Below are 13,106 nucleotides of genomic sequence, written 5' to 3' on the forward strand. Positions count from 1 at the left end.
AGAAAACTGGGAATTGGGAGTTTATTACGGAAAAAATACTGTCTTTTCGATGCGATTCAGGGAGAATAGATCGGTGCAAGTTCGAATAGGACGATTCTAAAGCTTTTCATGGAAAATAGAGATTCTTACGTTTATGGAATTTTGCCTGACGTTCATTTCCGCTATTCTGTGGCGGAAATTTCTTATGCAGTCACAGCGGCGTCACATCTTCACGGGATCGACGACACAGGCACGGAGCTTTTGGGCCGAACGATGCTTGCCGCGTTCTTCCTTGCGGATCTCGTAAAGGAAGAAACCAAAGTAAGCGTTCAGATTCGATTCTATGACGATTCTCAAATTCATTCGGTGTTGGCTTATAGCACACGCGACGGAAGAATGAAAGCGACTCTTCGTTATCGACCGGAAGAAGATATAGAAAAAGATCAAATTTCCGAAGAGAACTTGGGCATACTTAAGGTCTTTCGCTGGAGAAACGGCGAATGCATTTACCAATCGATCGTTCCGTTTCGAAACGTCAGTTTTGAAACGAATATCGAGAATTATCTCCGGGATTCGGAGCAGGTGCCTTCGTTTTTAATCGCATATTTCAAGCAAGACGGATTGCATTGGAATGTACGGGGAATTCTTTTACAAGCCCTACCGGAAGCAAAACCGGAACACGTTGAAGCGGTTCGAGAATGGGCCGGGGTTATCGAGGAGAAGAAGTTCGAATACTTAGGTACGGATTTAAAACAATGTCTGTCTCTTCTCGGTAAACTTGGAAGTACTGAAGTTCAACTTTTAGAAGAAGGGCAACCGCAATACAAATGCGATTGTTCGGAACAGAAAATTAAAGAACTGATTCAGACCCTAGGAAAGGAAGAAGCGATGGATATCGCCGAAGAGCAAGGTCAAATAGAAGTCACTTGCGAATTTTGTAATTCTATCTATCGCTTTCCAAAGGACCAAGTTCTGGAGCTCTTTTAAAGGAGACGATGCGTAAAGAGTACGATAATATAAGTCTCGATGCTTTAAATATCCCTGCCCGTAGTCTTGCAAAATCTATAGGAAAGGTGTGGAAGCTGGGAAACCATCCCGTTGTTCTACTTTCCGGGAAAATGGGTTCAGGAAAGACGACCTTTGTATCATACTTTGTGCGAAATCTTTGTAAAGAACTCGGTGCCGAGATCGAATCATTATCAATATTCGTAAACTCTCCGACTTACACTTTTTTGAACGAGTATCCGTTACCTATATTTCAAAATGCGAATGGAGAATTTTTAAGCGTTTATCATTTCGATTTATTTCGATTATCGGACGAGATCGAAGCGGATGATTTGGGATTTTACGATTATTGGGGAAGCCGAGGAATTTGTCTGGTTGAGTGGTGGGAGCGAGCGAAGGAGAATTTCCTTTCGCTTCCTTTTGGAGTTCAAATTAAGATAGAAGAATACACGGAAGAAACCCGCGATCTAAGCATCGAATGGAGCGGCAGCGGCTGGAAACGGTTCGAACCGGAGCTATATCTTATTTTGAAGGAAGAAAAAGAGGAAGTGGGATGAAGAAGATCCTTTTCTTTGATGCAACGAATCGCTGGATATTGGTTGAATCTTATCTTCTGTCTCCCGAAGATGAATTGATAGTAGCACAGAAATACCAAGGACTTCATCATAGGGAATCTTCACAGCGATTGGTCAGGGAGATAAAAATATGTCTGGAAGAATCGGGATGGAATTCTCCGGATCTTATCGTAACAGGTATAGGGCCCGGATCGTTTACTGGGATTAGGATTTCGGTGTCAACGGCCAGGAATCTTGCTCAAATTTGGAAAATTCCCGTACTAGGCTTCGACAGTTTGGACGTATACTCCGCTCATTACTTCCAAGAGAGCGGAACGGCGGCGATAGTCGGGATCGAGGCCAAGCAAAGTAAGATCTATTTTGCTCTAAGAGACCAAAGCGGTTTTTGGGGGAGCATCGATGTGCTTCCCGCTGAAATTGCAGAAGTCATTCCCGAAGAAAGACTATCATCCTATTTAACGGGGATCCGTTACTCGGACTGTCCCGATTTTTATAGCGGAGAGAACATGGAGAATATTCTCCCTTCTTCGGAAGCTCTCCTCCGTGAAAGGACGAATGAAATAAAAAGAGCGCTTTTGGAGCCGGAAGAATTTTCGTTCCTCCGTCTTGTTCCTAATTACATCCGTGGAACGTACGCGGATGACAAACATAAGGTATTTTTTAAATGAAGAAAACGAAGAAAAAAGCGGTAGATACAAAGCCGCCTAAAAAGAAAGTCACACAGCCCGCGGTTAAAAAAAGCGCTAAAGGGAAACCACCGGTAGCAGCGTCTCTTCGGCCTTCTCGAAAACAAGGTTCGTCCGAAAAAAGACAAAGCAAGCCTCAACTTGAACACATAGATCTTCCCGAATTATCTCCCGCGGAAGAGCGCAAAATTAAAGAGGCGTTCAAGGCGCGAATCAAAGGCCACTCGAAAAAAGAAAAAAGTAAGGAAGAAAGAGAACGGGACGAGAGAATTTCGCGTGAAGGTTTGGCGGAACGGAAGCGTATGGAGGCTCGGAGTAAAGCGAGGGCTCAGGAACGCGTCGCGGCTGAAAAGCTTGTAAGGAAGCAGGAACAGCAACACCCTCCTCAAGAAATCCGGAAAATGAAAGAGGGACAACCCGAGCGAGATAAAGATAATGCGCGGGTCAGGACTTCCAAAATCGAGAAGAAGTCGAAGCATGAGAAATCATCCGATGAGAAAAAATCCCGTCATAGTTCGGAAGTTCCGGATAAAAAAGAGAGTATAGCGAGCAAGTCGACGGATTTCAAGCCGAAGCAGAGCGGTTTCGAACGTCAGGAAGAGCGGCCGAATCGATCTCATTCTAAAAAAGAAACGCATATTCCGGGATACGATCGGAAGAAATTCAGCCGCAGTTTTGGAAATCAAGATTGGGAAAGAGAAAACGAACCTAGTAAAAAATTGCTAAAATACCTTCGCACAAAAGCGGGGAAGGTGCTTTCCTTTCATGAAACATTGTCTCGGTTAGGGGAAAAAGCCGGAGCCAAAAAGAAAAAATTCAGAAAAGAAAAATGGGAAGCACAGGAGACCAAACGCTCCGCGGAAGAATATCTCAGTATATTCGAAAAGGAAGGACTGATTGAAATTCAGGGTAAAAATATACTCGTGCATCCCGACCAGACCTTGGAAGGAACCATCTCGTTAAGCAAAAAAGGGGACGGTTTCGCGAAACTGACTACCGGTACGGAAATTTTCGTTCCTTCCCAATACACGGGTACTGCAATTCAAGGAGATACCGTTCAAATTCTACCGACCGGAATGGGGCGGAAGGGAAAGTTAGAAGGCGAGGTGGTGTCGGTTCTCCGTCGAGGAAGAGAACTGTATAGAATGAAGATCACGGAAAAATCCGATAAATTCATAATCGGAACTTTCTTGGATATGGATGGAGAGGGAAAGGAATCGTTTCTACCTCGGAAGAGCTTATTACAGGACATTCAAGATGAAATCAAACTCGGTGACGTTCTTGTCGTTAGTTTAAAGGAAGAGAATAATCACGAAAGAAATCTTTACGAGTCGCACTTCATTCGGTTTGAATCGGATACGAAGGAAGACGTGGATTTGCTTCGGATGTTGATGAAGTATAATTTCAAAATCCAATATCCTGATGACGTAGAGCTGGATTCTCTCCCCGAAGAAGTAAGCGAAGCCTCGGTATCAGACTGGGGTTCCCGGGTAGATTTACGAAATTTGAAATGCATTACTATCGACGGCGAATATTCCAAAGATTTCGACGATGCGATTTCCTTCGAAGAAGAAGGAAAAAGAATTCGATTTTATGTGCATATTGCGGACGTAGCGAATTACGTCGAACCGGGCTCGCCGTTGGATGTAGAGGCGTACACTCGCGCCACTTCGGTATATATGGGAAGTCGAGTCGTTCCTATGCTTCCTCCGGAGCTTTCCGAGAACCTTTGCAGTTTGGTCGCAGGCAAGAACAGACTTGCCTTTACGGTCGAAATGGACGCGGATTGGCAAGGAAACATTACGCACGCTAAATTTTACAAATCAATCATTAAAGTCGCCGAAAGATATACGTATAATCGTGCCGAAAAGGAAATTCTAGAGGGCGGTCCGGAAAATTGGATCGGAAAAATGATGAGTTTCGCGAATGTACTTCGAGAAAGAAGACTCGCCGAGGGCAGAGTGGACTTGAATCTGAAGGAAACGAAAGTAATCACCGATAGCGAGCATAATATTATAGAAATTGCAACCGTAGAAAGGTTAAAAGCCCATATTCTCATCGAGGAATTTATGCTATCCGCAAACATCAAGGTGGCCGAATTCATACGTAAAAAGAAACGCCCGACGCTCTATAGGGTTCATGAACCGATGGACGTGGAGAAGCTGGATAGTTTGAACGCTTTTCTTAATTTGAACGGAATTAACGCTCAGTTAAAAGATACTAGCTACGAATCCATAAAGAACGTTTTAGGTGTGATCAACGGTAGTCATGCCGAACGCTTGTTCAATATTTCTTTGTTAAGAAGTTTTATGCAGGCATACTATTCCGGCGAGCAGTTGGGGCATTGGGGACTAGGATTCAAAGACTACTGCCATTTTACTTCGCCGATTCGGAGATATCCCGATTTGGTTTGTCATCGAGTTTTGCAGAGTATTCTTTTGGAGAAGGAAAATCTGTATAACGACGAAGATATTAAAATTATGAGTCTTCATACTTCCCATGAGGAGCGCAAGGCAGCGGATGCCGAGCGGGACTATTATAAACTAAAAGCATGCCGCTTCTTGGAAAAAACCGGAATTCAAGAATTTACTGCAACTCTAACAGGGTTTAAGTCTGCAGTCGCTTTCGTAGATTTGGACACGCCAATGGTCGAAGCGATCATTCCGGCTTTGGAATTCACGGACGAAGGTGAATTGATATTAGAAAACGACTTCACTTTCTATTCAAAAAAATATTCGAAACTATTCACTCTTGGCGAACAGCTTTCGGTAGAATTGGATCGAATCGATTTTGAAGAAATTAGAATCTACGTTAAGTTAAAAAAATTCCAAAAGAAAGGGTAGACAAGGGATCTGTAGGAAATTAGAACATTCGTTACGATAAATTTTCTGTTTTCGAACACGAGGCTTCGGGGGGTATCTAATTGGAATCTTTGTTATCTGAAAAGATCTCGCGTAACGTTTTTCTAAAATTCTTATGGAAGAGTGCCGCTGTAACGGCGGTCGTTCTTCCCCAGGCATCTTGCGGCGGCGAGCCGGTACCTCAATTAAAAGGATTGTCGGCGTCCCAGTACCATGCATTTCGATCCTTGCAGGAAGTATTTTTACAAGGAAATCCCTTGCCGGATTTCGATTTGGGCATAGCCGCCGATCAATATATTTATGGCCATCCGTATCCCATCGAAACGGAATCCACTCTCCAATTGCTCGCTTTTTTGCCCACCTCAACGCTCGTTGCACTAGCTTTGGATTTTTCATTCACGCCTCTCGCCAGCCTTTCAAAGGAAAATAGAGAAAAGCGTCTTTTATCTTGGAAGCACTCATCTCTTTCTTTAAAGCGCGGCGCGTATAATATCATGCGTCAACTTTCCTTCTTCTTGGTTTCTAAGGAGAGGCGCTTTCAACAACTTGTAGGATACGAAGGATAAATTCATGGGCGGAATTCCAGCTGCAAACGATCACATTCTCACTCCGAATAAACACGCAGATTTCTTAAACCGGCAAGGTATTAAGGACGGAGTTTGGAAAGTAAAAACGGAAGTAGTAATCATAGGCTCCGGAGCAGGCGGTGCCGTAGCGGCAGCGACTTTGGCTAAAGCGGGATGGAAAGTTTTGTTAATCGAAGAGGGCTCGTATTTCACGCCCGCAAAATTTTCGGGAGATGAATTTATTTCGCAAGCACGGTTGTACAGGGATGCGGGTTTTATAGTTACCGAAGAACAAACGATTTCCATATTACAAGGAAAGACTTTAGGCGGGTCCACTACCGTGAATTGGCAGACTTCGCTTTATCCGCCGAAATATGTTACGGACGAATGGGACAAACGATTCGGATTAAAAGGATACGGTCGCGAGGAAATGAACGATATCATTTCCGAAGTACACGATCGAATCGGCGTACACGAAGTTCCCGGAAATCTAATAAACGCGAACAATAGTATCTTACTGAAGGGGGGCAAGGCCTTAGGACTGCACCCGGAGGTTTTGAAAAATAATAATGACGGTTGTATAGGCTTGGGTCGATGCGGGTTAGGTTGCCCGATCAACGCCAAACAATCCGCTTTTTTAACCTGGATTCCGGATGCGATCGAAGCCGGTGCAACCGTCGTTCCGAACATGAGAGCGCAATCCATTAAGGACGGGGCAACCAAAACGGTCATTGCCGAATTTTCCCCCGACGCGTACGAAAAGGCGCCGGACAATGTAATTCAAAAAATGATAATAGAGGCATCCGTAGTCATTTTGAGTGCCGGGGCGATCGAAGGTCCCGCTCTGCTACAAAGGTCCGGTTTAGGGAACGATTGGGTAGGTCGGAATCTTAAACTTCATCCGACGAGCACGAACTTTGCCCTATTTGATGAAAAGATCAATATGTTCTCCGGGCCTCCGCAGTCGGCAGTCATTAAAGACGGTCATAACCAAAACGGGAGCGGTTATGGATTTTGGCTCGAGGTGGCTCCATTTCGGCCCACTCTCGCAAGTTCCTTAGTTCCGTTTTACGGTAAAAGTCAATTCGATATACTTAAAAAGTATCCGCATATGAATGCAGGCATTGTTCTCGTACGGGATGGGGCCGATGGTGAGGCGAATGCCTCCGTAAAATGGTCCTTAGGAAGAAGAAAGGTTTATTTTGAACTTACACCTACGGACGGAAAGAACCTATTAAAGGGCATAAAAATGTTGGCAGAGGTTCAAGCTGCAGCGGGGGCTAAGGCGATCGTCTTCCCATTCCCGGATATTCAGGAGCCGATACCTGTTGAAAAAAGTAGCAAATTTGACTGGGTCTTAGACAAGAGCATCGAACCGGGCCGCCTTTCGGTAGGTTCAGCGCATCCACACGGATCGATTCAGGCGGCTGATTCTCCTGAAAAAGGTGCGGTGGATCCGAATTTCGAGCTCTATGGACATAAAAACATCTTCGTAATGGATGCTTCCGTCTATCCGACAGGGCTTTCCGTTAATCCCCAAATTACCACGATGAGCATCAATGTGCGAGCGGCCAGAGCCTTAGCCTCGCGTAAGTCGGAAGTTTTGGGAAATAATTAATTCCAGTCCGGCGGGGAGAATTCCACTTTATCAAGGAAGCTCTTCGCTAAAACTGGATATATGTCCGATCGGTTTTTTCTCCATTCGCGACGAGCCTCAATTTTCAATTTAACTCCGATGTATTCCGCCGTTCGGAGCCTGGTCTACTGTTCCCTGTTTATCGCATCCATTTCCCTTTTTGCGGATTTGAGGGAAGGAAAAAAGGCGTATTCCCGAAAGGATTATACCGAAGCACTTAAGCAATTTCAAAAGTACAACGATAACAATCCGAGTTCGGGCGAAGCTTGGATGTATATGGGCTATATATATGAGAGCAGAAAAGATTATCCGAAGTCAATTCAAGCTTTTAAAAAGGCTGTTACGCTAAGTCTTCCGAAGAAGGACGTCATTAATTGTTATACGAAAATAATTCTCTATTATAATTATCATCGGGAGTACGGGGAAGTCATTACGTATTCGAGTCGTCTTTTGAAGATCGCGCCCGATCTAAATCATATTCAAAAAATGAAGGCTGCAGCCGAGGAAAGATATTCCGGCGGCGGACGTCCTTCTCGCCCGGTCGTTCATGAAGAAAGCAACGAACCGGAAAGTGTCGCCACCCTGGAAAAAAAATTCCGCCAAGATCCGAATAATAAAAATCTAAAATGGCAGTTATCCCTCGCATACTATAATGAAAAAGAATTCGCAAAATCGGAGAGTATTCTTTCCGAACTGGTAAAAGAAGAGCCTGAAAACGTGGAATACGGATATAAGTACGGCGCTGTATTGGTCAGAATCGCTAAATACGACGAAGCGTTGGCTACGTTAAACAGAATAGAATCGAAGATTCCTCCTGAGCGGGAAAAATTACTTTATTTTACTCATTTGACACAAGCGGCAGCATTTCATAAAAAAAGAAATTTCGATGAGGCCACAAAATATTATCGGAAAGCATATGCAAATAAACAAACCGTGCTACCTCTCATCGGACTTACGAAAATAAAGTGGCAGCTTAAAGATTGTGAAAACGCAATTAAGACGGCCGAGAAGGCTCTTGAATTCGGTGAGAAAACGAGAGAAATAAAAATGTATATAGGGCTCTGCAAGATTCAAGAAGGTAAAAAAGACGAGGGATATGATCTCTTAAAGGAAATCGCTACTTCGATTGAAAAGGAAAACCCGAATCTTCAGAATCTTCCCGAAGTATACAATGACGGAATTCTAAAATTAGCCAGATATTATACGAATGCGGGACAGTACAATAAGGCTTTGCGTTACTTCCGCTCCGTCGAACCGGACGAGGAAGAAGAAAGGGAATACAGATTCTATTTAGGAAAAGCGTATTTTTACACGGGCTCGCCTGAAAAGGCAATTACTCTTTTGGAGAAGATAGAGAATTCTTCGAATGCGTACTTTCTCTTAGCAAAATGTTATGCGCGTCTAGGAAACCTTGATAAAGTAATGGCGAACATAAAAAAAGCCGCCGAGCTAAATCAATCTTTCTGGAACTCCGCGGAAAAAGAGAAAGAATTCAAAAAATTCGAGGAAGACGATAGGTTTAAGAAATTTTTGGATACGAAAGCCGGTACTCGAGCAACGGATCCGCCGAGCGCTAAGTTAAATCCACAGGGGCCAAGCTTGGAACCGGAAGTCGAAGCGGACTGACTTGGCATTTTTATGATTTTTCATTTCTTTCATGCAGAAGGGTCTCCAAATTAATTTGCCCCGGCGCCTTAGGTTCTCCTAAACACGTATACGTGAAGCGAGAGCCGAGCCTTTCCGGAAATATTCTATCTTTTTGTCCACGTTCGCCCATCAAGATACTGCAATAACCCAGACGAGGACTTCGCTTTTGTACTAGTTGAGATATTTTTAAACTCGAGTTTCTGAATGCTAAGACGTCGGATTCCGTATTCGGCATAACTGCGATTTTTAGAATTCGATCGAAAGGAAGGTCCATATGCTTTGCCCCTAAAGATTCTTCCGCTACCGTTCGAAAGTAGAATTCCAGTTCTTCCAGTCCCAAGATACCTGTGAAAGAATGAATGGATTGGATGATTCCGAAATCGGCTTCATCGACGTTTGCGAATATCGAATTATCCTTATCTAATTCCAAATCAAGATAATGCTTTCCGATATTCAAATTTTTCAGAAGAGGAGCTACATCTTCCTGAGTCCAAACGGACTTTGCCTTTAAACTTGAATCTTCGGGTTGACGATAAGTGAGTATTATGCGGGCATTCAATTTATTAATGGCTTCCGAAATCGCCGCCGTTTTACCCTGAGAATTCTGAAATAAATCCAAACGAATTTCAAGAAAGTCCGCAGTGGGGAGTTCCTTCAAATTGAAAAACTCCTCTTCGTCGAGTGTGAGAATGATGAAGATTTTTTCGGGATTCTCCATTGCTTGGAACCTTCATAATCCTTTTTGTAATAGATCGTGAATCGATACGATTCCCAAAAGTTTTCCGTCCGCCGAAACGATAGGAGCGACGGATATCGGTCTTTCCCGACGTTCCATCGACTGAAGGACATCATAAGCCATCGTGCCGCTTTCGAAAGAAGAAGGCTTCGAATTCATTATATCGGAAGCTTGGGACTCCTTATGGAATTTCCCGTCTTTCAAAAGTTTGCGAATATCATAATCGGTAATAAATCCAAGTAAAGTTTCCTTATGGTCAACAACGGCGGTGGCTCCCAAGAGTTTGGCCGTAATTTCGGAAAGAATCGTCTCTAGTCGGGTATCGGGAAGAACTTTAGCAATTTTATCTCCTTTTCGCATAACGTCGTCGACCTTTAGAGATAATCTTTTTCCGAGTCTCCCGGCCGGATGGTATAAGGCGAAATCTTCCTTTTGGAAGTTCCTCATTTCCATTAATGCCATGGCTATCGCATCCCCAAGCATAAGTGCTATAGTGGTACTAGAGGTAGGAGCGAGTTCTAGAGGACACGCTTCCTTCAAGACCGGAGTCAAAACGACTAGATCGCTGTCTTGAGCTAATCTTGATTGAGGGTTTGCCGTCAAACTTATCAATATCGCACCTAAGTTTTTAATGGTAGGTAATAAGTTCAGTAGTTCTTCGCTTTCGCCGCTTTTTCCGATTGCCAATACCACATCTCCTTTGGAAACGATTCCCGCATCACCGTGTGCGGCATCGGAGGGATGTAAAAAGAAGGAAGGAGTTCCCGTTGAAGAAAGAGTGGAGGCGATCTTCTTTCCGATATCGCCCGATTTACCGACGCCCGTAACTACTACTTTACCCTTCGCGGAGTAAATTAACTCGACCGCTTTTTCCACATTCGAGTCCAGATTTTCTCTGAAATATCGTATCGATTCGATTTCTATGTCTAAGGCTTTCTTAACTTTGTCTAGCGTTTCGCCCAATTTTATTCTCCTCTTCAATTTCAATGGATTCGGGATCAATATCGATCGCGACACTGGATTGAATTCCCGCAATCGCTACCTTGACCGTGACAGAATTAATCTTCCGTAATACGATCGCCCGATATCCCTTGAAAGGTCCACCCGTAATTAGCACTTTGTTTCCGGGCTCCATTTTCTCTTCATTCCTTATTTGTAAACGTTCCGGAAATTGGTTTACGAATATTCTAACGAGATTGATATCCTCTTCCGGAACCGGCAAGGGAACTCCCGCCACCGAAAGTAAGTGGTGTGCGCCGGGCGTTTGCAGCACTCGAATCTTTTCCGTATTTAGATCGATCTTTACGAATACGTAAGAGGCGAATACCGGTTGATAAATCGTTTTTACCCGATCCGACCAAACTTTCTTTACCGGGATTAAAGGTAAAAAGCTTTCTATTCCTTTTTTCTCCAACTCGTTTGCGAGTTTCTTTTCCGAGCGGGAAAAAGTATAGATGGCATACCACGATTTATTTGGATCAGTCATTTGTTTCGATTCGAAAAGATACCGGTATAGTGAGAACAGTACCTTCTTTTAATTGAAATTTCCACCGATAAATGGATTTTCTAAACTGACTTTCGAAAATTCGGTAGCGACAGGGACGAATCGTTGTGACCTTTCTAGCTTCGCCCTCCCGGCCGATTTCTACGTTCCAAGTACAATCGGATTCTAGTCTTTGTTCCAATGCTTCCGGCGGAAAATGAATTTCGTTCTTGAATTTTTCGATCTCGAACTCTTCCGTACCTGCGTTCCTGTTTTGGTCTGAAACGGGAAGTCCATTTCCAAGAGTAGAGGGAATCGAAAAGCGTAAATTGGGAATGCTACCTCTGCTCAGATGCAATTTAACCGAGTCGAGGTCGCCCAAACTAGCATGACTGAAAAATAAAACTCCGCCTGCCGATAATAGGTGAACAATCGTCGACAGGAATATGCTCGAGCGAAAATTCATAATCTTTTCTTCCAGAGAAAAATCTAAGGTCCGAATTGGCAACTCCTTGCCGAGTGCCTTAAAACCGATGAGTCCGGCGTTAGGGATGCATATGATTTCTTCTTGAACGTTATTTTTCCGAAGCTAAGATGGGTCTCCCATGTCGGAATGGTTTCATTCCTATCCTGACTCGATTCAGGTTCTTTCGATTTTCTTAACTTGCTCCTTTGTCGGATGGGTTACGAATTATATTGCGGTTCAAATGATTTTCTTTCCTAACGAATTCCGTGGAATCGGCTTCATCGGCTGGCAAGGAATCATCCCTCATCACGCGGTGAAAATGAGCGGCTTAATCGCGAATGTATTAATTACAAGACTCGTGAATCCTTACGAGTTGTATCGAAAAATTCAACCGTCGAAAATCGTGGAATTAATTCGAGACCTGATTCGTTTGCGTTCTAAAGATATAGTAAAGAACGTTCTAGTAGCCGCAAGTCCTGCTCTGTGGTCGATGCTTCCTAAAGGATCGAGGGAGGCATTAGAGAGAGAAATTCAAGAGGAAATCCCGTTAAAGATACGAGAGGTTTATCATTCTTTCGGAAAGGAATTGCATAAGGTTCTGCAAGTGGACGAACTCATTCGAGCTTCTTTGTCGGGGCCCAATACTAAGTATCTGGTCGAAGTCTTTAGAAGATGCGGCGGTCCCGAATTTAAATTCATCATCAGATCCGGAATATATTTCGGATTTTTAATCGGGTGCGTTCAAGTGGCATTTATCGGAATATTCAATCAATGGTGGACTATGCCGATCATGGGAATCGTCGTCGGCTATCTAACGAACTGGCTCGCGATCTTAATGATCTTTCATCCGCTCGAACCCAGGAATTTCCTCCTCTTTAAATACCAAGGACTATTCTTAAAAAGACAAAAAAAAGTTTCGAAGGAGTTTGCTTCGGTTATTGCGTCCCGGGTGCTGACGACCGAAAATTTAACGAGGTTGATTTTCTTAGGGAAAGGCGGAGATTTGATCGTAAACGAATTGGTAATACGATCAAAGGAATTGTCCGAGCGGAAATTAAAGGAAAGAATTCCATACGCGAAATTGTTGATCGGTACTGCGAAAGTCGAGGAACTAAAGGAAAAGATCACCGAAATGATCGTCGGTTTAGTACCCGAAACGGCCGAGCGAATGAAAGGATATCTCGAGGAAACTCTTGAAATTGAAAAAATAATTTACGAACGGTTAAGCGTTCTCCCAGCCTTGGAATTCGAGCAACTCCTACATTCGGTTTTTAAAGAGGACGAAACCACGTTAATTCTTCTTGGGGCCTTGTTAGGTGGAATTGCCGGATGCATCCAGGCATATATAGTCTTTACCGGACTTTAGCCCATTAGGACTATTTTCATGGCTGCAATCGTAAGAATTCCGTTTCCCATCTCATACCGGATTCATTTTCGCTATGCTCAAATGACGATACTTATAGATA

The 13,106-nt window shown here is 43.6% G+C and carries 12 protein-coding genes; 8 read left to right on the plus strand and 4 right to left on the minus strand.

Going from position 1 to position 13,106, the window contains the following annotated elements:
* Positions 1-108 precede the first annotated feature (108 nt).
* The 7 genes from LEP1GSC047_RS18110 (at position 109) to LEP1GSC047_RS18140 (ending at position 8,934) form a co-directional block, all read left to right on the plus strand.
* Positions 109-966: an Hsp33 family molecular chaperone HslO gene (locus tag LEP1GSC047_RS18110; RefSeq protein WP_010416453.1), complete on the plus strand. Its 858-nt coding sequence runs from the start codon at positions 109-111 to the stop codon at positions 964-966.
* 8 nt (positions 967-974) lie between these two features.
* A complete protein-coding gene (tsaE, locus tag LEP1GSC047_RS18115) occupies positions 975-1,541 on the plus strand; it encodes a tRNA (adenosine(37)-N6)-threonylcarbamoyltransferase complex ATPase subunit type 1 TsaE (RefSeq protein ID WP_010416449.1) in 567 nt (188 codons plus the stop codon).
* Positions 1,538-2,227, plus strand: a complete 690-nt coding sequence (gene tsaB / locus LEP1GSC047_RS18120) for a tRNA (adenosine(37)-N6)-threonylcarbamoyltransferase complex dimerization subunit type 1 TsaB (protein ID WP_010416446.1) — start codon at positions 1,538-1,540, stop codon at positions 2,225-2,227. The genes tsaE and tsaB overlap by 4 nt, the downstream gene beginning before the upstream one ends.
* Before the next feature lie 656 nt (positions 2,228-2,883).
* Positions 2,884-5,088 carry a ribonuclease R family protein gene (locus LEP1GSC047_RS18125; protein WP_373364536.1) on the plus strand — a complete coding sequence of 735 codons (2,205 nt, stop codon included), beginning with the start codon at positions 2,884-2,886 and terminating at the stop codon, positions 5,086-5,088.
* 80 nt (positions 5,089-5,168) lie between these two features.
* A complete protein-coding gene (locus LEP1GSC047_RS18130) occupies positions 5,169-5,672 on the plus strand; it encodes a hypothetical protein (protein WP_010416439.1) in 504 nt (167 codons plus the stop codon).
* Positions 5,673-5,676: 4 nt separating this feature from the next.
* Positions 5,677-7,290 carry a GMC family oxidoreductase N-terminal domain-containing protein gene (locus LEP1GSC047_RS18135; protein ID WP_010416427.1) on the plus strand — a complete coding sequence of 538 codons (1,614 nt, stop codon included), beginning with the start codon at positions 5,677-5,679 and terminating at the stop codon, positions 7,288-7,290.
* A 117-nt stretch (positions 7,291-7,407) separates the two neighbouring features.
* Positions 7,408-8,934, plus strand: coding sequence for a tetratricopeptide repeat protein (locus tag LEP1GSC047_RS18140; RefSeq protein WP_020989111.1), 1,527 nt, complete (start codon positions 7,408-7,410; stop codon positions 8,932-8,934).
* Positions 8,935-8,944: 10 nt separating this feature from the next.
* On the opposite strand, the gene LEP1GSC047_RS18145 is transcribed toward LEP1GSC047_RS18140, so the two are convergent.
* The 4 genes from LEP1GSC047_RS18145 to LEP1GSC047_RS18160 are packed head-to-tail and all read right to left on the minus strand — an operon-like array spanning position 8,945 to position 11,640.
* Positions 8,945-9,673, minus strand: coding sequence for a type I 3-dehydroquinate dehydratase (locus LEP1GSC047_RS18145; protein WP_010416422.1), 729 nt, complete (start codon positions 9,671-9,673; stop codon positions 8,945-8,947).
* A gap of 12 nt (positions 9,674-9,685) precedes the next feature.
* Positions 9,686-10,654, minus strand: a complete 969-nt coding sequence (locus tag LEP1GSC047_RS18150; RefSeq protein WP_010416420.1) for a KpsF/GutQ family sugar-phosphate isomerase — start codon at positions 10,652-10,654, stop codon at positions 9,686-9,688.
* Positions 10,629-11,177 carry a UpxY family transcription antiterminator gene (locus tag LEP1GSC047_RS18155; protein WP_010416416.1) on the minus strand — a complete coding sequence of 183 codons (549 nt, stop codon included), beginning with the start codon at positions 11,175-11,177 and terminating at the stop codon, positions 10,629-10,631. The genes LEP1GSC047_RS18150 and LEP1GSC047_RS18155 overlap by 26 nt, the downstream gene beginning before the upstream one ends.
* Entirely contained in the window at positions 11,170-11,640 is a 471-nt protein-coding gene (locus tag LEP1GSC047_RS18160) for an LIC_10042 family TonB-like protein (protein WP_039935774.1), read from the minus strand. The genes LEP1GSC047_RS18155 and LEP1GSC047_RS18160 overlap by 8 nt, the downstream gene beginning before the upstream one ends.
* A gap of 139 nt (positions 11,641-11,779) precedes the next feature.
* Between LEP1GSC047_RS18160 and LEP1GSC047_RS18165 the strand changes: the two genes are divergently transcribed.
* A complete protein-coding gene (locus tag LEP1GSC047_RS18165) occupies positions 11,780-13,006 on the plus strand; it encodes a DUF445 domain-containing protein (protein WP_010416411.1) in 1,227 nt (408 codons plus the stop codon).
* The last annotated feature ends 100 nt before the right edge of the window (positions 13,007-13,106 follow it).

Origin of the sequence: Leptospira inadai serovar Lyme str. 10, from assembly GCF_000243675.2 — a bacterium.
Taxonomy (GTDB): Bacteria; Spirochaetota; Leptospiria; order Leptospirales; family Leptospiraceae; genus Leptospira_B; species Leptospira_B inadai.

Bases quoted from the DNA above. Each gene is read 5' to 3' on its own strand.
- LEP1GSC047_RS18160 (WP_039935774.1), bottom strand. From the start codon at position 11,640: ATGAATTTTCGCTCGAGCATATTCCTGTCGACGATTGTTCACCTATTA.
- LEP1GSC047_RS18140 (WP_020989111.1), top strand. From the start codon at position 7,408: ATGTATTCCGCCGTTCGGAGCCTGGTCTACTGTTCCCTGTTTATCGCA.
- tsaB (WP_010416446.1), top strand. From the start codon at position 1,538: ATGAAGAAGATCCTTTTCTTTGATGCAACGAATCGCTGGATATTGGTT.
- LEP1GSC047_RS18110 (WP_010416453.1), top strand. From the start codon at position 109: ATGGAAAATAGAGATTCTTACGTTTATGGAATTTTGCCTGACGTTCAT.
- LEP1GSC047_RS18165 (WP_010416411.1), top strand. From the start codon at position 11,780: ATGTCGGAATGGTTTCATTCCTATCCTGACTCGATTCAGGTTCTTTCG.
- tsaE (WP_010416449.1), top strand. From the start codon at position 975: ATGCGTAAAGAGTACGATAATATAAGTCTCGATGCTTTAAATATCCCT.
- LEP1GSC047_RS18145 (WP_010416422.1), bottom strand. From the start codon at position 9,673: ATGGAGAATCCCGAAAAAATCTTCATCATTCTCACACTCGACGAAGAG.
- LEP1GSC047_RS18135 (WP_010416427.1), top strand. From the start codon at position 5,677: ATGGGCGGAATTCCAGCTGCAAACGATCACATTCTCACTCCGAATAAA.
- LEP1GSC047_RS18155 (WP_010416416.1), bottom strand. From the start codon at position 11,177: ATGACTGATCCAAATAAATCGTGGTATGCCATCTATACTTTTTCCCGC.